This is a genomic window from Streptomyces sp. NPDC052236, assembly GCF_044548015.1.
Taxonomy (GTDB): Bacteria; Actinomycetota; Actinomycetes; order Streptomycetales; family Streptomycetaceae; genus Streptomyces.
Map to the genome: position 1 here is coordinate 1 of NZ_JBIUBL010000004.1, position 20,986 is coordinate 20,986.

The 20,986-nt window shown below is 69.7% G+C and carries 18 protein-coding genes and 1 pseudogene; 10 read left to right on the forward strand and 9 right to left on the reverse strand.

The features are described from left to right. Positions 1-159 precede the first annotated feature (159 nt). From ACIHCQ_RS08820 to ACIHCQ_RS08835, 4 genes are all read left to right on the forward strand, one after another. Positions 160-1,167, forward strand: a complete 1,008-nt coding sequence (locus tag ACIHCQ_RS08820; RefSeq protein ID WP_399659212.1) for a serine hydrolase — start codon at positions 160-162, stop codon at positions 1,165-1,167. 152 nt (positions 1,168-1,319) lie between these two features. Further along, entirely contained in the window at positions 1,320-5,078 is a 3,759-nt protein-coding gene (locus tag ACIHCQ_RS08825; RefSeq protein WP_399659214.1) for an ABC transporter ATP-binding protein, read from the forward strand. 118 nt (positions 5,079-5,196) lie between these two features. Next, complete coding sequence (locus ACIHCQ_RS08830; protein WP_399659986.1) at positions 5,197-5,577, forward strand: hypothetical protein; 381 nt, start codon at positions 5,197-5,199, stop codon at positions 5,575-5,577. A 103-nt stretch (positions 5,578-5,680) separates the two neighbouring features. After that, on the forward strand, positions 5,681-7,123 hold the full coding sequence (locus tag ACIHCQ_RS08835) for a S28 family serine protease (protein ID WP_399659216.1): 1,443 nt from the start codon (positions 5,681-5,683) through the stop codon (positions 7,121-7,123). A 70-nt stretch (positions 7,124-7,193) separates the two neighbouring features. On the opposite strand, the gene ACIHCQ_RS08840 is transcribed toward ACIHCQ_RS08835, so the two are convergent. Further along, on the reverse strand, positions 7,194-9,023 hold the full coding sequence (locus ACIHCQ_RS08840; protein WP_399659218.1) for a glycoside hydrolase family 3 protein: 1,830 nt from the start codon (positions 9,021-9,023) through the stop codon (positions 7,194-7,196). Between the two features lie 137 nt (positions 9,024-9,160). Between ACIHCQ_RS08840 and ACIHCQ_RS08845 the strand changes: the two are divergent. Continuing rightward, a pseudogene (locus ACIHCQ_RS08845) lies at positions 9,161-9,343 on the forward strand (EamA family transporter); the annotation flags it as partial. A 3-nt stretch (positions 9,344-9,346) separates the two neighbouring features. Here ACIHCQ_RS08845 and ACIHCQ_RS08850 read toward each other — a convergent pair. The 3 genes from ACIHCQ_RS08850 to ACIHCQ_RS08860 all read right to left on the reverse strand — a co-directional run bounded on the left by ACIHCQ_RS08850 (position 9,347) and on the right by ACIHCQ_RS08860 (position 11,687). After that, positions 9,347-10,135 (reverse strand): sugar phosphate isomerase/epimerase family protein, encoded by a 789-nt coding sequence (locus tag ACIHCQ_RS08850; protein WP_399659221.1) that lies wholly within the window; start codon positions 10,133-10,135, stop codon positions 9,347-9,349. Then, a complete protein-coding gene (locus tag ACIHCQ_RS08855; protein ID WP_399659223.1) occupies positions 10,132-11,067 on the reverse strand; it encodes a GNAT family N-acetyltransferase in 936 nt (311 codons plus the stop codon). The genes ACIHCQ_RS08850 and ACIHCQ_RS08855 overlap by 4 nt, the downstream gene beginning before the upstream one ends. A 98-nt stretch (positions 11,068-11,165) precedes the next feature. After that, the gene (locus tag ACIHCQ_RS08860) at positions 11,166-11,687 is read right to left on the reverse strand and encodes a hypothetical protein (RefSeq protein WP_399659225.1); all 522 of its coding nucleotides are present in this window, start codon (positions 11,685-11,687) and stop codon (positions 11,166-11,168) included. A 105-nt stretch (positions 11,688-11,792) separates the two neighbouring features. On the opposite strand from ACIHCQ_RS08860, the gene ACIHCQ_RS08865 reads away from it, so the two are divergent. Continuing rightward, positions 11,793-12,494: a TetR/AcrR family transcriptional regulator gene (locus tag ACIHCQ_RS08865; protein ID WP_399659228.1), complete on the forward strand. Its 702-nt coding sequence runs from the start codon at positions 11,793-11,795 to the stop codon at positions 12,492-12,494. Here ACIHCQ_RS08865 and ACIHCQ_RS08870 read toward each other — a convergent pair. Next, a complete protein-coding gene (locus tag ACIHCQ_RS08870) occupies positions 12,486-13,082 on the reverse strand; it encodes a TetR/AcrR family transcriptional regulator (protein WP_399659231.1) in 597 nt (198 codons plus the stop codon). The genes ACIHCQ_RS08865 and ACIHCQ_RS08870 overlap by 9 nt on opposite strands. 170 nt (positions 13,083-13,252) lie before the next feature. Here ACIHCQ_RS08870 and ACIHCQ_RS08875 point away from each other — a divergent pair, with 170 nt between their 5' ends. The 4 genes from ACIHCQ_RS08875 to ACIHCQ_RS08890 all read left to right on the forward strand — a co-directional run bounded on the left by ACIHCQ_RS08875 (position 13,253) and on the right by ACIHCQ_RS08890 (position 16,240). After that, the gene (locus ACIHCQ_RS08875; RefSeq protein WP_399659234.1) at positions 13,253-14,212 is read left to right on the forward strand and encodes an alpha/beta hydrolase family protein; all 960 of its coding nucleotides are present in this window, start codon (positions 13,253-13,255) and stop codon (positions 14,210-14,212) included. Between the two features lie 238 nt (positions 14,213-14,450). After that, positions 14,451-15,659 (forward strand): helix-turn-helix domain-containing protein, encoded by a 1,209-nt coding sequence (locus tag ACIHCQ_RS08880; protein WP_399659236.1) that lies wholly within the window; start codon positions 14,451-14,453, stop codon positions 15,657-15,659. A 168-nt stretch (positions 15,660-15,827) separates the two neighbouring features. Beyond that, positions 15,828-16,010: a hypothetical protein gene (locus ACIHCQ_RS08885; RefSeq protein ID WP_399659239.1), complete on the forward strand. Its 183-nt coding sequence runs from the start codon at positions 15,828-15,830 to the stop codon at positions 16,008-16,010. Further along, entirely contained in the window at positions 16,007-16,240 is a 234-nt protein-coding gene (locus tag ACIHCQ_RS08890; RefSeq protein ID WP_399659242.1) for a hypothetical protein, read from the forward strand. The genes ACIHCQ_RS08885 and ACIHCQ_RS08890 overlap by 4 nt, the downstream gene beginning before the upstream one ends. A 330-nt stretch (positions 16,241-16,570) precedes the next feature. Here ACIHCQ_RS08890 and ACIHCQ_RS08895 read toward each other — a convergent pair whose 3' ends face one another. The 4 genes from ACIHCQ_RS08895 to ACIHCQ_RS08910 all read right to left on the reverse strand — a co-directional run bounded on the left by ACIHCQ_RS08895 (position 16,571) and on the right by ACIHCQ_RS08910 (position 20,973). Next, positions 16,571-16,984 (reverse strand): VOC family protein, encoded by a 414-nt coding sequence (locus ACIHCQ_RS08895; protein ID WP_399659245.1) that lies wholly within the window; start codon positions 16,982-16,984, stop codon positions 16,571-16,573. A 97-nt stretch (positions 16,985-17,081) separates the two neighbouring features. Further along, positions 17,082-18,338: a D-arabinono-1,4-lactone oxidase gene (locus ACIHCQ_RS08900; protein WP_399659248.1), complete on the reverse strand. Its 1,257-nt coding sequence runs from the start codon at positions 18,336-18,338 to the stop codon at positions 17,082-17,084. A 20-nt stretch (positions 18,339-18,358) separates the two neighbouring features. After that, positions 18,359-19,651, reverse strand: a complete 1,293-nt coding sequence (locus tag ACIHCQ_RS08905) for a jacalin-like lectin (protein ID WP_399659988.1) — start codon at positions 19,649-19,651, stop codon at positions 18,359-18,361. A gap of 251 nt (positions 19,652-19,902) precedes the next feature. Further along, positions 19,903-20,973 (reverse strand): LacI family DNA-binding transcriptional regulator, encoded by a 1,071-nt coding sequence (locus tag ACIHCQ_RS08910; protein ID WP_399659251.1) that lies wholly within the window; start codon positions 20,971-20,973, stop codon positions 19,903-19,905. Positions 20,974-20,986 lie beyond the last annotated feature (13 nt).

Genomic DNA, 20,986 nt, shown 5'->3' on the forward strand with positions numbered 1-20,986 from the left:
GCCGCCCACCGGGGCGCCGGTAGGGGTTGCCGGTGCGAGTGCCGCGCAAGTGAGCCCTTAATTCGCCTAACTTATACCACGTTTGTGTCGGGGGTGTGTCTTGGGGGGGGGGCGCGCCATTGAGCGCGCCCGCCACAGCCAAGGGGACGGGAAGCCTCCATGACTCACCACCGAATGGCCCGGCGCGCATCCGGCCGCATATCAGGCCGTATATCAAGCCTCGTATCCGGTCGCGCGCGGGTCGTCGCAGCGGGCCTCGCCGCAGGCGTGCTCCTGCCGCTGGCCGCGGGCGCCACGCCCGCCGCCGCCGCAACGCCGACTGTCACCTGCACCTCCGGCAAGGCCGGACTCGCCACCAAGCTGGCGGCGGACATCACCGCGGCCCTCAAGGGCCGGGCATCGACCACCGCGGTCAGCGTCCGTGACAACACCACCAACACCACCTGCGGTCTGCGCAGCGGCGACCGCTACGACTCCGCGAGCGTCGTCAAGGTCACCGTCCTGACCACGCTCCTCTGGGACGCGCAGAAGACCGGCCGCAAGCTCTCCGCCCGCGAGCAGACGCTCGCCACCAACATGATCACCAAGTCCGACAACGCCGCCACCACCACCCTGTGGAATCAGCTCGGCACCACCAAGGTCAAGAACTTCCTCGCCGCCGCGAACATGACCCGGACCATCCCCGGCACCGGCGGCTACTGGGGCCTCACGCAGATCAGCGCAGGCGACGAGCGGCTGCTGATGAACCTGCTCGCCCTCAAGAACACCGTCCTCACCGACGCCTCGCGCGGCTACACCCTCGGCCTGATGTACAAGGTCGTGTCCTCGCAGCGCTGGGGCGTCTCGGCCGGCGCGCCGAGCACCGCCAGGGTCCAGATCAAGAACGGCTGGCTCTCGCGCGCCACGCACGGCTGGCGCGTACACAGCGTGGGCGCCTTCACCAGCGGCGGCCACAGCTACACGATCTCCGTCCTCACGCACGACAACAGCTCCATGCAGTACGGCGTCGACACCATCCAGCGAGTCGCCCGCGCGGTCCACAAGGACCTCGCCCCGGCCGCCACGGCGTCGACGGCCGAGGTCTTCACGCCGCCCGTCGTCCCGTACGAGGCCCTGCCCGACACCCCGGAGACGGCCCCGAGGGAAGCGATCCCGGCCACCCGCTGATGGGGTGAAAGGGCCGAGGTCCTAGGGCGCTCCTAGGACGGTCCTAGGACCTGAGGCCCGTATTCGCTGCGGCGGGATGAAATCCGCTGCTCCCCGCGTTGGTGCCTTCCGGTAGATCAGATCATCGGATCAGATCAAACGGGAGGCACCACGTGGCGGCGGCAGACCAAGGCTGGGCACAGCGGCTTTCCGGGTACGCCTGGCGCTACCGGAGCAATGTGGTGCTCGCCCTCGGCTCCTCGCTGGCCGGTATGGCCGTCATGGCAGTCGTCCCGCTGATCCTCAAGGTCGTCCTGGACGACATCATCGGGAACACCGGGCCCGACAGGCGCTCGCTCGCCCTGTGGACCGGCCTGCTGATAGCCGCCGCGCTCGTCGTGTACGTCCTCACCTACATCCGCCGCTACTACGGCGGACGGCTCGCGCTCGACGTCCAGCACGATCTGCGCACCGAGATGTACGGCACGATCACCCGCCTCGACGGCCGCCGCCAGGACCAGTTGTCCACCGGCCAGGTCGTCGGCCGCGCCACCAGCGACCTCCAGCTCATCCAGAGCCTGCTGTTCATGCTCCCGATGACCATCGGGAACATCCTGCTCTTCCTCATCTCCCTCGCGATCATGGCGTGGCTGTCGCTCCCGCTCACCCTGATCGCCCTCGCCGTCGCCCCCGCCCTCTGGTACATCGCCAAGCGCAGCCGCACCCGCCTGCACCCCGCCACCTGGTACGCGCAGAGCCAGGCCGCCACCGTCGCGGGCGTCGTCGACGGCGCCGTCTCCGGCGTACGCGTCGTCAAGGGCTTCGGCCAGGAGGACCAGGAGACCGGCAAACTCCGCGAGGCGGGACGCAAGCTCTTCGCGGGCCGGATGCGCACCATCAAGCTCAACTCCCGCTACACGCCCGCCCTCCAGGCGGTCCCCGCGCTCGGGCAGGTCGCGATGCTCGCCGTCGGCGGGTGGCTGGCCACCCGCGGGCAGATCACTCTCGGTACGTTCGTCGCCTTCTCGGCCTACCTCTCCCAGCTCGTCGGCCCCGTCCGGATGCTCGCCATGGTGCTGACCGTCGGACAGCAGGCCCGCGCGGGCGTCGAGCGCGTACTGGAACTGATCGACACCGAGCCGACAATGCAGGACGGCACAAAGGTGCTTCCGGCGGACGCGCCCGCCACCGTCGAATTCGACAACATCACCTTCGGCTACGACGACCAGGAAAGCCCCGAGCGCGCCGTCCTCGACGGCTTCTCGCTGGAGATCCGCGCGGGCGAGACCGTCGCCGTCGTCGGCTCCTCGGGCAGCGGCAAGTCCACCCTCTCGCTGCTGCTGCCCCGCTTCTACGACGTGACGCGCGGCGCGGTCCTCGTCGGCGGCCACGACGTACGCGAACTGACCCTCGACTCGCTGCGGGCCGCCATCGGGCTCGTACCGGAGGACAGCTTCCTCTTCTCCGACACCGTGCGCGAGAACATCGCGTACGGAAAGCCCGACGCGAGCCAGGAGGAGATCGAGACCGCGGTGCGCGTCGCGCAGGCCGACCGCTTCATCGCCGAACTCCCCGACGGCTACGACACCAAGGTCGGCGAGCACGGGCTCACCCTCTCCGGCGGCCAGCGCCAGCGCATCGCACTCGCCCGCGCGATCCTCACCGACCCCCGGCTGCTCCTCCTGGACGACGCCACATCCGCCGTGGACGCGCGCGTGGAACACGAGATCCACGAGGCCCTGCGCTCCGTCATGGCGGGCCGTACGACGCTGATGATCGCCCACCGCCGCTCGACCCTGGGCCTCGCCGACCGCATCGCCGTCCTGGACGGCGGACGGCTCGCCGCCATCGGCACCCACGACGAACTCCAGGAAAACTCGGCCCTGTACCGGCGGCTGCTGACCGACCCGGACGAGCTCGGCGGCGTATCGCCGGGGCACGCGCTGCCCGCCGACGCCCCGGAACCGGCCGAGGACCGCACCGTACGCGACGAGCTCGACGCGGAGTTCGACGCCGAGCGTGGCATCACACCCCGCCTGTGGGTACGGGACGAGAGCGCCGAGGAGTCCGCGGCGCCCGGTGCGACCCCGGAGCTGCTCGCGCAGGTCGAGGCGCTGCCGCCCGCCACCGACGTACCGGATGTGGACGAGGCGCGGGCCGTGCGCGGCGAGGAGGGGGCGTACGGGCTGCGCCGGCTGCTCGGCGGCTTCGGCCTGCCGCTGCTCGTCTCCCTGGGCCTGGTCGCGATCGACGCGGGCATGGGCCTGCTGCTGCCTGTACTGATCAGGCACGGCATCGACGAGGGCGTCGAGCAACTGGCGCTGGGCGCGGTGTGGGTGGCCTCCGGGCTCGCGCTGGCGACCGTGGTCGTGCAGTGGGCCGCGCAGACCGGCGAGACAAGGATGACCGGCCGCACCGGCGAACGCGTCCTCTACTCCCTGCGGCTGAAGATCTTCGCGCAGCTCCAGCGGCTGGGACTGGATTACTACGAGCGCGAGCTGACCGGCCGCATCATGACCCGGATGACGACGGACGTGGACGCGCTGTCGACGTTCCTGCAGACCGGTCTGGTCACGGCGTTCGTCTCGGTCGTCACATTCTTCGGCATCATGATCGCGCTGGTCGTCATCGATGTGGAGCTGGCGCTGGTGGTCTTCGCGACCCTGCCGGTGCTGATCATCGGCACGTACTTCTTCCGCCGTACGAGTGTGAAGGCGTACGAGCTGGCGCGCGAGCGCATCGCGCTGGTCAACGGCGACCTTCAGGAGTCGGTGTCCGGGCTGCGGATCGTGCAGGCGTTCCGGCGCGAGCGGGACGGCGGGGAGCGGTTCGCCGCCCGCAGCGACAGCTACCGCCAGGCCCGGGTGCGCGGCCAGTGGCTGATCTCGGTCTACTTCCCCTTCGTGCAGCTGCTGTCGTCGGCGGCCGTGGCGGCCGTGCTGATCGTCGGCGCGGGCCGGGTCGAGGCGGGCACCCTCACCACCGGCGCGCTGGTGGCGTACATCCTCTACATCGAGCTGTTCTTCGCGCCCGTGCAGCAGCTCTCCCAGGTCTTCGACGGCTACCAGCAGGCCTCGGTCTCGCTCGGCCGCATTCAGGAACTCCTCCAGGAGCCGACCTCGACGGCCCCGTCGAAGAAGCCGCTCGCCGTGCGCGAGCTGAGCGGCGAGATCGCCTTCGAGGACGTCGACTTCGTGTACGGGTCGGCGGACGACGCCAGTGACCCGGAGGAGGCGCTGACGGGCATCAGCCTGCGTATACCGGCAGGCCAGACCGTCGCCTTCGTCGGTGAGACCGGCGCGGGCAAGTCGACGCTGGTCAAGCTGGTGGCGCGGTTCTACGACCCGACGAGCGGCCGGGTCACGGTGGACGGCACGGACCTGCGCGACCTGGACCTGACGGCGTACCGGCACCGGCTCGGCGTCGTCCCCCAGGAGGCGTACCTCTTCTCGGGCACGGTCCGGGACGCGATCGCGTACGGCCGCCCCGGTGCGAGCGACGCCGAGGTGGAGGCGGCGGCGCGGGCCGTCGGCGCGCACGACATGATCGCCACGCTCGAAGGCGGCTATCTGCACGAGGTCTCCGAGCGGGGCCGCAACCTCTCGGCGGGCCAGCGCCAGCTGATCGCGCTCGCCCGCGCCGAGCTCGTCGACCCGGACATCCTGCTCCTGGACGAGGCGACGGCGGCCCTGGACCTGGCGAGCGAGGGCCTGGTCAACCAGGCGACCGACCGGCTCACGGGCCGCCGTACGACGCTCGTCGTCGCGCACCGCCTGACCACGGCGGCGCGCGCGGACCGGGTGATCGTGATGGACGGCGGCCGGGCGGTGGAGGACGGCACGCACGATGAACTGCTGGCGCGGGGCGGCCGGTACGCGATGCTCTGGCGCGTGTTCATCGGGATGGGGGAGGACGAGCCGGCCGCGGTCTGACAGCGGGTTCGCAACCGTTTCGCCGCCTACTGCGTCGTACGCATGTACGGGGCCGTGGCGAGGGGGACCAAGAGTGCTGGGTGGGGCGGGTAACAGCGGGGGGCGGCGGCTCATGCGGATGTTCGCGCAGTGCCTTGCCGTGATCATGACCGTGGGGGCGCTGACAGTGGCCGGTCCCGCGGTCCAGCGCTCCGACGCGGCAGCCTCCATAGCTTCCGCCTGCAGCGGGCGGCCGGCGAAGATCTTCAAGTTCGCCACCGGCGAGCTGCGCGTCTACAAGAACCGGCAGTACGCCTGCGCCATGACCGTCAGCAAGACGCCCGGCGTACGGCGAGCCATGTCCGTAGAGCTCCAGGCGCGCGGCGGCAGTCCCAAAAGGCTCAAGGGCACCTCCACCCGGAAGATGGGACCCGTCACCGTCCACGCGCTCAACCGTTGCGTACGGGCCACCGGCGCCATCTCCGGCAAGGCGCGGTCGACCGGCTGGATCCTCTGCTGACCGGTGCCACTTTCCCCAATGGGGTCTGGCGGGAGGGCCGTTGCCCCAGCTAGGTTCACCCGATCACTTGTGAAGCGTCACTGGTGAATCAAGGGGAGGGTGAATGCGCAAGGCGCTCAGATGGCTGCTGTCGCTCGTGGTGCTCATCGGCACCATGAGCGCGGCCGGTGCGACGGCCGGCGCGGCTACCGACGCGGAGCCCACGGCCGGCCCGGACATCACGGACATCAAGGACCGGATCCTGGCTGTTCCGGGGATGAGTCTCATAGAGGAAAAGCCCTATCCGGGTTACCGGTACTTCGTCCTCAACTACACCCAGCCGGTCGACCACCGGCATCCGTCCAAGGGCACCTTCAAGCAGCGGATCACGCTGCTGCACAAGGACACCAACCGCCCCACCGTCTTCTTCACCTCCGGCTACAACGTGTCCACGACACCGCGACGCAGTGAGCCGACCGCGATTGTCGACGGCAACCAGGTGTCGCTGGAGTATCGATTCTTTACGCCGTCCCGGCCCGACCCCGCCAACTGGTCCAAGCTGGACATATGGCAGGCCGCGAGCGACCAGCACCGTGTCTTCACGGCGCTGAAGAAGATCTACACCAAGAAGTGGCTCGCCACCGGCGGCTCCAAGGGCGGCATGACCGCCACGTACTTCGAGCGCTTCTACCCGCGCGACATGGACGGCGTCGTCGCGTACGTCGCGCCCAACGACGTGGTGAACAAGGAGGATTCGGCCTACGACCGGTTCTTCGAGAGCGTCGGCACCAAGGAGTGCCGTGACAAGCTGAACGCGGTGCAGCGCGAGGCGCTGGTGCGTCGCGCCCCGCTGGAGGCCATGTACCAGGCTGCGGCGGCGACCGAGGGATACACCTTCACGATCGTCGGCAACCTCGACAAGGCGTACGAAGCTGTGGTCCTCGACTACGTCTGGGGCTTCTGGCAGTACAGCACGCTGGCGGACTGCGAGGCGATCCCCACCGCGGCGACCGCGTCGGACCAGGAGATCTACGACTCGATCGACGCGATCTCCGGCTTCGGCTTCTACGCGGACCAGGGCCTGGCACCGTACACGCCGTACTACTACCAGGCGGGCACCCAGCTGGGCTCGCCCGACATCAAGCAGCCGCACCTGAACGGGCTGAGCCGGTACGGGTACCAGCCGCCGCGGAACTTCGTGCCGCGTGAGATCCCGATGAGCTTCGAGCCGTGGGTCATGAACGACGTCGACAAGTGGGTGCGGCACAACGCCAACCAGATGATGTTCGTCTACGGCGAGAACGACCCGTGGGGCGCGGAGCGGTTCGGCCCCGGCAGGAGCGCGCGCGACAGCTATGTGTACACGGCGCCCGGTGCCAACCACGGGGCCAATGTCGCGGGCCTGGTGGAGGACCAGAGGGCGAAGGCCACGGCGGCGATCCTGAGGTGGGCGGGTGTTGCCCCGGCCGCGGTGCAGGAGGACCCGGCGAAGGCGAAGCGTTTGACGACGTATGACGTGCGCCTGGACAAGCGGGACGTGGAGCGTGAGCTGACGCTGCGGCCGTAACTGCTTGGACTGCGCTGCGCCCGCCGCTTGCTGTTGAGCGGCGGGCGCAGCCTGCTTTCATTCGTCGTTTCTATTCGTACGACAGCCCGTGGCCGATCGGGTACAGCACGCGGGACGGGTCGTCCGCACGCTGTACGGGCACGGGCAGCCGCCCCTCGGGCTCGGCGCGGCCCGCGATCACCCGGGCGCCGGCGCGGAGTTCGACATCGGTCCAGCAGTACGCGGCGAGGGCCGCCCGGACGTTGGGCAGTTGGGCGATGTCGTACGGATTGCGGATGGCGAGCACGACGACGGGGACGCCGGTGGCGGTGAGCCGGGCCACCAGGGTCCGCTGGGCGCTGGTCGCCGAGACGTTGTACGTACCGACGATCACCGCATCCGCCTTGCCGCTCGCCGCCGCCACCGCCTCGTCGATCTTCGCGGCGGTCGGGGAGGTGGAGGTGGGCAGGGCGGTGGCGGTGAAGCCGAGCTCGGTGAAGGCCTTGGCCAGTACGGTGGTGGGCGGCCCGGTGGAGCCACTCGGCGAGGCGGGGTCGGCGCCGACGATCAGCAGACGGGGACTGCTGCGGCGGCTCAGCGGCAGCAGGGGGCCGTCGTTGACGCTGTCGTTGACGAGGAGGGTCGTCGTGGACTCGGCGATCCGGTCGGCTGCGGCGAGATGCGCGCGTACGCCAACCGTGCGGTCGACGCTGCGGTGGGAGGTCAACGGGTCGCGGAACAGGCCCAGTTTCTCCTTGAGGCGCAGGATGCGGAGGATGGATTCCTCAATCCGTGCGACGCTGATTTCGCCGCTCTTGACGGCGTCGAGTACGCCGTTCCAGGCGACGGCCAGGTCCGGCGGATTGAGCAGCTGATCCACGCCTGCCGCGAGCGCGAGCACCGGCACCCGGTGGTCGCCGTACTTGTCGCGTACGCCCTGCATGTTCAGCGCGTCGGTGACGACCACGCCGTCGTAACCGAGCTCTTCGCGCAGGATGCCGGTGAGGATGGGGCGGGAGAGCGTCGCCGGGTCGTTGCTCGGGTCCAGCGCGGGGAACTGGATGTGCGCCGTCATGATCGAGTCGATCCCGGCGGCGATCGCGGCACGGAAGGGCGGGGCGTCGATCTCCTCCCACTGACGGCGGGTGTGGGTGATGACGGGGATGCCGGTGTGGCTGTCGACGGTGGTGTCGCCGTGCCCCGGGAAGTGCTTGGAGGTCGCGGCGATGCCCGCGCTCTGGTAGCCCCTCACCTGAGCGGCGACGAGGCGGGCGACGGCGCGGGGGTCGGCGCCGAAGGAGCGTACGCCGATGACGGGGTTGGCCGGGTTGACGTTGACGTCGGCGACGGGGGCGTAGTTCTGGACGATGCCCATGGCGGCGAGCTCGGCCCCGGCGATACGGGCGGCGGTGCGGGCGTGGGAGGGGGACGGGCTCGCCCCGAGGGCCATCGCGCCGGGCATGAGCGTGGCCGGCGCGCCGACGCGGGCGACGATGCCGTGCTCCTGGTCGGTGGAGATGAGCAGGGGTACGGGGGTGGGCTGGGCGAGACCGGCCTGCTGGATGCCGTTGGAGAGGTCCGCGATCTGGTGCGGGTCGCGGGTGTTGTGCGCCCAGGCGAAGTAGATGATGCCGCCGACGTGATACTTGGCGACCAGCTCGGCGGCGGTACGGACGCCCATCTCTTTGAGGTTGAGGTCGATGTCGGCCTGGTCGGGGGCGGTGGCGGAGTGCCCGTAGGCGCGCATGACGAAGAGCTGGCCGACCTTTTCCTCCAGGCTCATGCGGGAGATGAGCCGTTTGAGGCGGTCATGGTGGGCGGTGGCGGTGGCGGGCGCGATGCCGATGCCGCTGGCGGTGATGGCGGCAGCGGTGGCGGTCGCGGTGAGGAGAGTACGTCTGGAGAGGCTCCGGTCGTGCACGGGTGCGCTCCTTCCGGCCTTGCTCGACAAGGGGGTTGAAGGAAACTTCCAAGGCTGACGGGTAGCCGGAAAGTTACTGCCACTCTGGGCCCTGTGGCAACAGGGGGGACGGGGCGGCGCGGAGGCTCACCGGGACGGCCGTGCGGGTCATGATCTGGGTGTCCACCGTCCCCGTACTGCCGCTGCTCGCGCTCTCGCTGCTCTTCGAGGGCCCGCAGGCCGACCTCGACGCGCTGCGCGCCCTGGACTGGAGCGGCGTCGGGACCATCATGTTTGTCGCCTGGGGGGCCACGGTCTTCGGCTTCGGCGCGTGGGGCTGGCGCTCACCTCGCTGTCGCGAGCAGGCGCTCCAGGTGTTCCCGCCCCGGGATCAGCAGGCCCGGAAGGTCCGCTGCCTCCGGATGCCAGCGCTTCTCGTACTCCCAGCTCAGCCATGTCTCCTCGGTGAGTGTCGCCAGACACTCGGCGAGCGGCAGCACGCCCGCGCCGAGCGGCAGCGGGGTCAGGTCCTCGGCCGAGGCCACGTCCTTGACCTGCATATAGCCAAGGTAGGGGGCCAGCGCCGCATGCGTCGCCGCCGGGCGCTCGTCGTCGAGCCAGGGGTGCACCACGTCCCAGATCGCGCCGGCGTGCTTGTGGCCGACCGTCCCCAGGATCCGTGAGACGTCCGCGCCGGTGCGGTGCGAGTCGTGGGTCTCCAGCAGGATCCGTACGCCCAGACCGGCCGCGGTCTCCGCGGCCGTGCCGAGGCGGCGGGCGGCGGTGGCTTCGGCGGCGGCGGGGTCCTGGTCGCCGCCGCCGGGGAAGACGCGTACGTACGGCGCGCGCAGGTCGCGTGCCAGCAGGAGCAGTCCGTCGAGCTCTGCGCGTACGGGCCCGTCGTCACCGGCGGATCCCACGCCGACGTACCCGCAGACGGTCAGGATCTGGACCCCGGCCTGTTCGAACTCGCCGACCACGGCGGCCCGTTCGCGTGCGCCGAGCCCGGGATGCACGGGCTCCTCGGGGTGGGCTCGCAGCTCCACGCCGTGATATCCGGTGTCGGTGGCCAGCCGGATCACGTCGGGGATCGGCATGGCCGGCACGCCGAGGGTGGAGAAGGCGAACTTCACTGGATCGTTCCTTCCTGCAGGGGCAGCCGCCAGTCCTGGCCGACGAGATCGACTCCGTACGAGCGGTGCGGTTTCTCGGCGACGAGGGTGAACCCGGCCTGCTGGTAGATCCGGCGGGCCCCGGCCAGTACGTCGTTGGTCCACAGCACCAGTTCTCGATACCCCACTTCGCGGGCGAAATCCACGACCGCGCGGACGAGCTGTCGGCCGAGGCCGTGTCCGCGCGCCTCCGGCTCGACCAGCAGCAGCCGCAGCCGCGCGGTGGCCGGGGCGTCGTCCCGTACGCACATGACCGTGCCCACCGGGCGGCCGTTCAGCTCGGCGATCCACACGCGTTCCAGGTAGGGGTCGTGGTCCTGCGCGAAGTCGGCGACGATACGGGCGACGAGGCCCTCGAAGTCGGCGTTCCAGCCGTACTCGGCGGCGTAGAGCGCGCCGTGGCGCTGGACGATCCACCCCAGGTCGCCGGGGCAGGGGTCGCGCAGCACGGGCTCCGCGGGGCGGGCGGGGCGGGTGTCGGCGAGGATCTCGCGGACCGTGCGCAGGGAGTCGGCCAGCCGCTCCCGCTCGTCGGGCTCCACCTTGGCGAGGAGCGCCCCCACGGACTGCCGGGACCGCTCGTCCAGCAGGGCGGCGGCCTCGCGGCCCTGCTCGGTGAGGGTGATGCGCTGCCGCCGCGGATCGGGCTCGGAGGGGGCGCGCGCGACGAGGCCGTCGCGCTCGAATTTGGCGAGCATTCTGCTCAGGTACCCGGCGTCGAGGGAGAGTTCGGTGCGCAGGTCGGCGGCGTCGGTACGGGGGTTGTGGGCGAGTTCGTAGAGGACGCGCGACTCGGTGAGGGTGTACGGGGTGTAGAGGTGCTTGCTGTAGTCGAGGGCGCCGATGAGGTTGGTGTAGAAGCGGTTGAAGGCGCGGATCTCATGGACGGTCATGGGCTGCTCCAAAGTTACCTTTGACTCAGTCAACGGTATGGCGGGGCCTGTCGCCCTCACAAGACCCTCGCAAGACCCTGGCAAGACCGGCCGTCGAGTCAGTTGAGTCCCATCAGGATGAGTACGGCGATCGAGCCCGCCATCACCACGGTGTGCCGGACATTCTGCAGACCGGGCAGCACCCAGGCCGGGAAGGCTTTCTCGGCGGCGACGAGCAGGGCCTTGACGTCGATTCGCCGCAGGGTGGCGTCGCCGGTCTTCACGAAATGGGCCGTCACGGACTTAACGGCGTTGACCTGGCTGTGCAGGATGAGCAGATTGCCGCAGAGGATCAACGGCTGGACGATCCAGGACAGGAGCTCACCCCACGAGCTTCCCGGCAGGTTGAGCACGGCCACGGCCACCATGATCAGGGCGACGCTCGCGGGGACCAGTGTCTCGTGACCGCCCGCGTCGAACCGGATCTTGTTCTCGGCCAGCACCGTGGACGGCACGCCCTGTCGGTCGAGTTCGGCTTCGGCGGCTACCTGGGCCTGTGCGCCGTAGCGGCTCCGCACCATCGGGATGCTGAGGAAGGCGAGGGCGATCAGTAGTTGCAGGGCTGCGGCGAATCCGGTCATGGGGCTCTCCTTCACGAGGACTTGAACTAAGTGCAAGTGAAGCCTAGCGGGCGACTTGAACTAAGTGCAAGCCCTACTTGCACTTAGTTTAACTATGCTGCGGACATGCCGCGAAACACGCTGACCGCAGAGCAGATCGTCCGCACCGCCATCGAGCTGCTGGATGCCGAGGGCCTGGACGGCCTGAACATGCGCAGCCTGGGCAACCGGCTGGGCTCGGCGGCCACGGCCGTCTACTGGCACGTGAAGAGCAAGGACAACCTGGTCAGGCTCGCCGGCGACGAGGTCTGGCAGGAGATCGAGCTGCCCGACCTCGACACGCTCGATTGGCGCACGGCCGCCACGACGATGGCCACTGGCCTGCACGCGATGATGACCAGGCACCCATGGCTCGTACAGGCGCTGGCGGGCCACCTCTTCTACGGCCCGGCCAAGGCGCGCCACGACGACCACACCCTCGAGGTCTACGAGAAGGCGGGGTTCGCCGGCGCGGACGCGGACCAGGCGGCGGCCGCGGTCTTCATGTTCGTACTGGGGAACGCGGTGGGTGCCGCCGCCACGATCTCGTTGACCAGGCGGCTGAACCGCGACGGGGGCAAGGCGGAGGAACTGCTGAGCGACACGATCACGCAGGCGAGCGAGATCGCCATGCGGTTCCCGCGGTTGCGCTCCCGCCTGGAAGCGGCGTCGGGGACGGACTATGGCGCGGCGCCGGACAGCAGCTTCGAGTTCGGCCTCAAGGCGATTCTCGACGGCTTCGAGGACCGCCTCGCGGGCCGCGTCGGCTCACCGTCGACATCAGGATGACTGCGGTCGCTGTAGTCCCTGAAGAAGCAGTTCGACCAATCGGCGGGGGTCATAGCGAGGGTCGCTGTCACGTCCGACGCAGAGGTTGCCGATGCCGCGCATCAGTTCGTAGGCCTGCGTACCGGGCCTGATTTCGCCGGCGTTGACGGCGGCGTCGAGCAACTGCGCGCAGACCGGCACCAAGCGGTCGAGGAAGTAGGCGTGTAGCGCCTCGAAGCCGCTGCTGTCCGATTGCAGCGCGTTGGCGAGTCCGTGCTTGGTGACCAGGAAATCAACGAAGAGGTCGACCCACTGACGGAGTGCTGCGAACGGAGAGTCGGCACTGGCCAGCAGGGTCGGGCCGGCCTCGGCGCAGGCCTCGACCTGGTGGCGGTAGACGGCGACGACGAGATCCGCCCGATTCGGGAAGTGGCGGTAGATCGTTCCCATCCCGACGCCGGCTCTGGCCGCGATCTCACGGATCGGCGCGTCGACGCCGGAGGTGACGAACACCGAGGCGGCGGCGGCAAGCAGCGTCTGCTCGTTGCGCAGCGCGTCGGCCCGCTTGCTTCGGGCCGGCAACTCCCCGGACTGGCCTGTAGTGGGCACCACGCTCTCCTTCCGGCGGCGGTCGTTGACAAAGCGGAACAGCGTTCCGTATATTAAACGGAACAGCGCTCCGCTTTCAGTTTAGCTGAAGCGCGACGCTTCTGACTGCCTCACGCGCCGCCGTCCGATTGAGACCCGGCAGCAGAGGCCATTGAAGGGACCTACGCATCATGAGCGAATCGACTTACGCAGCCGACACCATCGGCCCGCCCACTCCCGTCCTCTCGGTCAGTCCGGTGGTGCTGTCAGCTCCCGGCCGAGCCGTGGACCTGGAGATGCGGGTCTCCGCGCCCGTGACCGGGAGCGACCTGCCGGTCATCCTCCTCTCGCACGGCCAGGGCTACTCGAACAACCTCTCCTCACTGAACGGCTACGCCCCCCTCGTCAACTTCTGGGCGGCGCACGGCTTTGTCGTGATCCAGCCCACCCATCTGAGCTCCACGACGCTGAGCCTGGATCCCGATACTCCCGGGGCGCCCATGTACTGGCGATCACGGGCCGAGGACATGAAGCGCATCCTCGACCAGCTCGACGCGATCGAGGCCGCAGTCCCGCAGCTCCTCGGGCGCCTGGACCACAGCAAGGTCGCCGTGGCCGGGCACTCGATGGGCGGGCACACCGCGAGCCTGCTGCTGGGCGCCAGGCTCACTGACCCGCACGACGGAACGGAAGTGAACCTGGCCGAGCCCCGGATCAAGGCGGGTGTGCTGCTTGCCGCGCCCGGCAGAGGGGGAGATGCCCTCACCGAGTTCGTGGCCAAGAATTATTCTTTCTTCTCGACCGCGGACTTCTCCGAGATGACGACGCCCGCGCTCGTCGTCGCCGGGGACAAGGACGCCTCTGCCCACCTGACGGTTCGGGGCCCGGACTGGCACGCCGATCCGTACTTCCTCTCCCCGGGCCCCAAGTCCCTGCTCACCCTGTTTGACGCGGAGCACGGGCTCGGCGGGGTCTCTGGATATGACGTCGGCGAGACCACGGACGAGAACCCCGAGCGAGTGGCTGCGGTCCAGCGGCTCACCTGGGCCTACCTCCGCACCGAGCTCTACCCCGGGGATTCCGCTTGGCAGACGGCGCGTGACGCGCTGACGGCCGGACCCGACCCGCTCGGACGGGTCGAATCCAAGTAGGCCAAGAGGCGCCACCTCTGTAGCGGACCAACGGCACGAGATGGTCGCCCTCGACGATGAAACAGTCGCCACACCGGCCCGCGCCCCAGCGTGGACGGCCATCTCATCGTCGAGCCGGATCGGCAGGCCCTCCCGATCTCCCGGCGACCACTGGGGGTGTCCGTCTGAAGCTGATCACTTTCCACTGAGCCTGTGAGGGACCGGCGTGACGACGCCCACGCGGCGTACCGTCTGAACCATGGCTGAGCACTTGGGCGACCGCATTGCGCGACTCCGTCGCATGGCGGACCTGACGCAAGAGGGACTGGCCGCGCGATCAGACGTGTCCGTGGACGTGATCCGCAAGTTGGAGCAACGGCGCAAGCACAGTGCCCGGTTGCCCACGCTGCATTCGTTGGCGGCGGGCTTGGGCGTGGAGGTCACGCACCTGCTGGGTGACCCTCCTGCCGTGCCTTCCGGAGGGCAGAGCGAGCCTCCCGCGCTGGTGGCTGTTCGGCGCGCGATCATGCCTCCGCTGCTGGCCGCGCCGCCGGAGCCGGAGGGCGCGGAGCGGCTGTCTCTGCCGCTCATGCGGGCGGAGCTGGCGGAAGCCTGGACGCTGTACCACGCGGCGGAGTTCGGCCGAGTCATGGAGGTACTGCCCGGCATAATCGCGGACGCCCGCCTGCTTTCCTCCGTGGGCACACCGGAGGAGCGGGCGGCTGGGCAGGCCGCTTTGGGGAAGGCACTGCAACTTGGTGGCCACCTGTCCATTCGCCTGGGGAAGACCGACCTGGCGTTGTCCAGCCTGGAGCGCGCGGCCGACGCGGCGGACCAGTCGTCGGATCCGCTGCTGGCACCCATGGTCTACAACTCCGTGGCATGGGCGTACCAGCGTCAGAACCGACTGGGTGATGCCACGGGTCTGGCGGTCCACGCAGCCGACACCGTGGAGCGGGAGCACACCAAAACGGCGGAGGGCGTACGGGTGTGGGGTGGGCTCCTCATGTCGGCTGCGACCAGTTACGCCCGCAGCGGCGACTACGACCACGCCAACGACATGATGCTGACGGCCGAGAAGGCGGCGGGCCGCCTGGCCAAACTCCCGGCTGCGGAGAACAGCAAGCTGGTGAGCGTCTTCAACCATTCCTCCGTCCGCATCGAACGTGTCCGGCTGGCCGTCCAGCATGAACGCCCGGCGGAGGCCCTGGCGTTGGCCAAGGGCATGCGTCTGAGCGCGGACACCCCGGTGTCCTGGCGAACGTGGCTTCTCTTGGACGTGGCACGCGCCCACACGGACTTGGGCAACACCGCGGAGGCCGTGAAGTCCCTGGAGAAGCTGCGCCAGGTCGCTCCCGCCTGGATGCGCCACCACACCCTCGCCGTGGCCGTCGTGACCGATCTGTGGGCGCGACCTCCCCATCCCCCGGGCCTCCGTAAGCTGGTGGAGTTCCTTGGCGTGGCGTAATAGCGCTGCGTAACTAGGACATTCCGTCCCTGTAATCACTCCAAGCTGGTCGCCAGGATTGCACTCACCACACAGATGTGAGGGCGCTGTACCCGACGTAGCCCCTTGGCATTGGTGTGAGCGGACATCCGCCGAGGGCACGTACAGACGCGAAGGGGCACGGCGACCATGGCAGAACCGACCACAACACCGGCGACCGTTGGCGATGTGGATGAGCTTGCGGCGCTGATAAGGGCCGGTAGGTTCTGGCGGTTCGTTCCGGAGTGGGCGCCGCGAACGGGTTATGCGGAGCCGACGCCAGACATTCTCAGGGCTGTTGAGGTGGGGCTGCTGAGGCGGGTGCCGGGATGAGCCGGCCAGAGTTCGCTTATGTGCCCGCTGTGGGTGAGACGGCCAGGGATGCCAGTACGGGTCGCGTAGGCCGGGTGATGGGCCATGAGGGTCCGCGTTATCAGCTCCGGCCGCTCAATGGCGGCAAGGAATGGGAGGCCGAGCCGGAGCACCTGGTGCCGGTGCCGCTGTCCGACGCGCTCAGACCCGCAGTCGCTGAGGCGAACTCCCGTACACGCTGGGGAGTGTGAGGTGGCCGCGAACATGAACCCGCACGGGCTGAAAGTCGGCAGCGTTGTCTACGACCGGTTTTACGACCTGCCGGCGACAGTCGCCGACTTTCAAGGGCCGTTGATCCGCCTCACCCGCCCGAGCGGCTTTTCGTGGCGGTCACGTTGGGTCAACGTACGGCCGGCCACGGCGTACGAGCGGCGACAGCTACGGGCCATCGCCAAACTCCACGTGGCGCCAGGTCGGCAGTCCCGGGCCGGAGCGGTTCGGGATGACCGTGCGCGCTGAAGGTCATCACACGGCTTGGCTCGACACTCCGGACCACCCGATCCCATAACCGCCCCTTCGGCTCACCCCGATGCGGCTTCCCTCGCAAGAATCGCCGCGCGCTCCGCCGCCCCCACCTCGATGCAGAATTCGTTCCCCGCCGGGTCCGCGCAGACCGCCCAGCCCCTGCCGTTCGGCTTGCGTCGGTCATCGACGATGGTCGCGCCGAGCGCCAGCACCCGCTCCACCTCTTCGTCCCGCGTCCGGTCCGGCTCCAGGTCGAGGTGTACGCGGTTCTTCAGCGACTTCTTCTCCCGCACCCTCACGAACAGCAGGGTCGGCTGACCGGCGGGCACCTCCAGACCCACCTCGTCGTCGCCCGGCGCGTCCTCCGGGTCGACCGGGTGGCCGAGCACCTGGCTCCAGAACTCCGCCAGCGCGTAGGGCTCGTGCGGCTCGGCGCAGTCGAAGGTGATGTGCCGGACTATCGAGGTCACTCAGTCTCCCTGGTCTTGCGCGTCACGCCTGTCGCCTGTGGGGCGCAGTCGGCTGGCCCGGCGAGTCTGCACGATGGTCTCGCCCCAGCACACCTGCTTATCCGTGCAGCACCCGTCGTACGAAACCGTTCGTGAACTTCCCCGCCGGGTCCAGCGCCTCCCGCAGCGCCAAGAAGTCCCCCATCCGCGGATACCGCCCCCGCACCTCAGCCGGCGCCATGGCGAAAACCTTCCCCCAGTGCGGCCGTGGAGCGTAGGGCGCCAGCCGCTCCTCCAGCAGCGCGATCACCGGCAGTACGGCCGCCGTGTCCTTGACCCAGGTGAAGTGCAGCCCCACCGTCTCCTGCCCGTACGCCGGGCTCAGCCACAGGTCGTCCGCCGCCATCGTGCGGACCTCGCAGACCTGGAGCACCGGGGCCATCGTTTCGCCCAGGGCCGCCACCGCCCGCAGTGCCGCGAGCGCGTGGTGGCGCGGGACCAGGTACTCGGACTGAAGCTCCTCCCCGTTGCTCGGGGTGAACTCGGCGCGGAAGTGCGGCAGGCGCGCATGCCAGGGCCCCGGTACGCCGTGCTGCTCCGTGCAGTACGTCGCGGGCATGCCGGGTACGGGGTGCATCGCGCCCGTCGCCGGGGTCGCCCAGGGAAAGTCCGGGGCCAGCGCTGAGGGGTCTTCGTGCTGCTTCAGCCAGACCTGGGAGAAGACCGGGGCGCTCCAGTCCGTGAACAGGCTCACGCTGTACGCCGCCGAGGTGACCGCGTCGAAATGGTCCTCCAGAGTCGCCAGCGGCAGCCCCGTGAAGACGTACTGCCGCATGTCGAACGCCGGGACCAGGTCCAGGGTGAGCGAGGTCACGACGCCCAGCGCGCCCAGCGCCACCACGGAACCGGCGAATTGCTCGCCGTCCTTGTCGCGGTCCAGGGTCAGCAGCTCGCCGTCCGCGGTGACCATTTCCACCGTGCGTACGGCGGTGGCGAGGGAGCCGTTGGCGTTGCCGGAGCCGTGCGTACCGGTGGCGACCGAGCCCGCGACCGAGATGTGGGGCAGCGAGGCCATGTTGTGCAGCGCCAGGCCGCGGGCGTGCACCTCCCGGGCGAGCGCCGCGTACCGGACGCCCGCCGGGACACGGACCGTGGCGGCGGCCGTGTCGATCTCGACATCCCCCGGGAGCCCGGCCAGCGACACCAGAGCGCCGTCCGTGTCGGCGATGTCGTTGAACGAGTGCCCGCTGCCCAGCGCCCGTACCCGGGAACTGTCCGCCACGATCCCGCGCAGCTCACTGACGGTGGCGGGTCGGCTCACTCGTTCCGCCGAGAACGCGATGTTCCCCGCCCAGTTTGTCCCTGCGTCCGTCAACTGCCCGCCCCTGTACTTGTCTACGGGGCGTAGACCACCCCAAGCTTGTCGATCTCTGTGCCCGCGCGGCCCGTGAAGCCCACGATCCGCCAGCCCGCCGGTGCTGTGTACGTGACCGTGTTCGAGGTCGGGCTGCCCGCTGACAGCGTACGTCCGGCCGTCGTGGTGAAGGACGCCGAGAAGATACGGGTACGGCCGTCCTTCGTCCCCTGGGTCAGGGTCACCGACCTGAGTCCCTCGCCCGCCGCCAGGGTGAGCGAGGCCGCCGTGCCGCCTGTGCCGCCGTGCGTGAGGGTGGTGCCGCCGTCCAGGGTGAGTCCCACCGCGTCGAGACGGCTCCCGCCCCGCAGCGTCAGCGTGCGCGGAGCAGGGACGGCAGGCAGGTCGTCGGCGTCGTTGAAGGCCGTGCCGTGCGGACCGCCGAACTGGTCGCTCGCCCGCAGTCCCGCAGCAGCCTTCCAGCTGAAGTCCACGGTGTGCGGATAGTGGTCGGAGAGCGGCTTGCCCTCCGCGTCGAGGAAAGCCGTGTTCTCGTTGTGGTAGCGGACCGCGGTGAGGTCGAAGAGCGGGCTGCCGCGGTAGAGGATCTTGTCGACGACCTCGCAGTCGTCGGTGACCCGCGCCGGGTCGCAGACCAGGGCGTCGGAACCGGCGGCGGGCGCCGAGCCGCCGCGTACCAGTTTGACCCAGGCGTCCGTCAGGCCGTTACGGGTGGTCAGGTCCCGGATGTTGTCGCCGGTACGGGTGTAGCGGGTATTGGTGTCACCCATCACGATGACCGCGTTGCCACCGGAGTTGGCGGCGATGAAGTCGGACAGCTGGGTGATGTTGGCGCGGCGGGCGGCCAGGTCCGCGCCGGCCGAGCCCGCGTTGGAGTGGACGTTGTAGATGTCGACGAATATGCCCTCCGCGAGGCGTGTTCTCGCCAGCGTGAACCCTTTGGGCGTGAGGCAGTCGGTGCCGTTGCACTTCGTCCACTTCACGCGCTCGAAGTCGCTGTACGGCACGTCGGAGAGGGTGTTGAGACCGTCGCCGAAGGCCGCGCCGCCGCTGGTGGGGGTGCGGTAGGGGTGGTCGTCACCCGCGTACAGGGCGGCGTGGTAGTTGAAGTCCTCCTGCGCGTTGACGATGTCGTACGCGCCGAGGCGGGGCGAGATCAGCGGGGTGTTTTTCTCCGGGTTGCCGGACGACAGCCCCTGGGGCAGGCCCGCGACGTTGTAGGTCAGTACGTTGAACGAGCCCTCGGTCGCCTGCACTTGCAGTACTTGCGCTTGCGCGGGGGCGGGCAGCGCGGTCAGGGCAAGCGCGGCCATGGCGAGCGGCAACAGGATGCGTCGCACGACGAGTGTCCTCTCGATGGGGGTGCGGGACTCACGGCGGAGACACGACCGTGTCGGTCGTGGCCGCGGATGTCCAGAGGGCACCAGAGGACATAAGGGCGCAAGGACCGCCATTGGGGAGACGCAACCTGATCTTTCACGGCGGGTTCAGAGCCGGTACGGGCTCTGTACAGAGTCCGTACAGGGCCTGTACAGGGCCTGTACAGAGCCCGTACCGAGATCAGTCAGCGCCGCGGCGGCGCCGTCGACGCCCGCGCCATCAGCTCCGCCGCGATCGTCGCGATACCCCCCGGCGGCGGCGCCTCGTTCCCCATCGCCAGCCGCCCCGCCCGCGCCCCCGCCTCGTACAGCGGCAGCCGTACGGTCGTCAGCGCGGGCACCGCGTCCACCGAGAACGGCAGGTCGTCGAAGCCCGCCACCGAGATGTCGTCGGGGATGCGCAGCCCCTTGTCCCGCAGCGCCGCGCAAGCCCCCAGCGCCACCGTGTCGTTCGCGGCCACGATCGCCGTCAACCCGGGCTCCCGCCGCAGCAGTTCGAGCGTCGCGTCATAGCCGGACCGGCGCGCGTACGGACCGTGTACGGTCAGCCGCTCCTGGTCCCCGTCGAGTGCCGCCGCGGCCATCGCGTCCCGGTGGCCCTCCAGCCGGTGCCGGGTCGTCGTGCGCTCCGCCGGCCCCGCGACGTATCCGATCCTGCGGTGTCCCAGCGCGAGCAGATGCTCGGTGAGCCGCCGCCCGCCGCCCCGGTTGTCGAAGGTGAGCGCCGCGACGATGGCGGCGCTGTCCTCCTGCTCCGCCAGCGGTGGCCGCCCGCACAGCACCACCCGCGTCCCCGCGTCGGCCAGCTTCGTCAGCTTCAAGGTCATCGCCGCGATATGGGCGGGGTCCTCCAGCGCGCCGCCGGTCAGCACGACCGCCGCCGCCCGCTGCCGCTGGAGCAGGGTCAGGTAGGTCAGCTCGCGCTCCGGCGAGCCGCCGGTGTTGCAGACGACGGCCAGCTTCTCGCCGCCCGCGCGCCCGGACCCCTCCTGACCGCCGATCTCGGTCTGGGCCGCCCCGGCCATGATCCCGAAGAAGGGGTCGGCGATGTCGTTGACGAGAATGCCGACCAGGTCGGAGGTGGCGGCGGCCAGCGAGCTCGCCGGACCGTTCAGTACGTAGTCGAGCTCGTCGACCGCGCGCAGCACCCGCTCGCGGGTCGTCGCGGCGACCGGATAGTTGCCATTGAGTACGCGGGAGACGGTGGCCGGGGACACCCGGGCGCGCGCCGCGACATCCGCCAGGGTGACTGTCATCGCTTTCCTCCGT

Excerpts from the sequence above, each read along its gene's own strand:
- ACIHCQ_RS08820 (WP_399659212.1), top strand. The coding sequence starts at position 160 with ATGACTCACCACCGAATGGCCCGGCGCGCATCCGGCCGCATATCAGGC.
- ACIHCQ_RS08830 (WP_399659986.1), top strand. The coding sequence starts at position 5,197 with ATGTTCGCGCAGTGCCTTGCCGTGATCATGACCGTGGGGGCGCTGACA.
- ACIHCQ_RS08835 (WP_399659216.1), top strand. The coding sequence starts at position 5,681 with ATGCGCAAGGCGCTCAGATGGCTGCTGTCGCTCGTGGTGCTCATCGGC.
- ACIHCQ_RS08855 (WP_399659223.1), bottom strand. The coding sequence starts at position 11,067 with ATGACCGTCCATGAGATCCGCGCCTTCAACCGCTTCTACACCAACCTC.
- ACIHCQ_RS08860 (WP_399659225.1), bottom strand. The coding sequence starts at position 11,687 with ATGACCGGATTCGCCGCAGCCCTGCAACTACTGATCGCCCTCGCCTTC.
- ACIHCQ_RS08865 (WP_399659228.1), top strand. The coding sequence starts at position 11,793 with ATGCCGCGAAACACGCTGACCGCAGAGCAGATCGTCCGCACCGCCATC.
- ACIHCQ_RS08875 (WP_399659234.1), top strand. The coding sequence starts at position 13,253 with ATGAGCGAATCGACTTACGCAGCCGACACCATCGGCCCGCCCACTCCC.
- ACIHCQ_RS08880 (WP_399659236.1), top strand. The coding sequence starts at position 14,451 with ATGGCTGAGCACTTGGGCGACCGCATTGCGCGACTCCGTCGCATGGCG.
- ACIHCQ_RS08885 (WP_399659239.1), top strand. The coding sequence starts at position 15,828 with ATGGCAGAACCGACCACAACACCGGCGACCGTTGGCGATGTGGATGAG.
- ACIHCQ_RS08890 (WP_399659242.1), top strand. The coding sequence starts at position 16,007 with ATGAGCCGGCCAGAGTTCGCTTATGTGCCCGCTGTGGGTGAGACGGCC.
- ACIHCQ_RS08905 (WP_399659988.1), bottom strand. The coding sequence starts at position 19,651 with ATGGCCGCGCTTGCCCTGACCGCGCTGCCCGCCCCCGCGCAAGCGCAA.
- ACIHCQ_RS08910 (WP_399659251.1), bottom strand. The coding sequence starts at position 20,973 with ATGACAGTCACCCTGGCGGATGTCGCGGCGCGCGCCCGGGTGTCCCCG.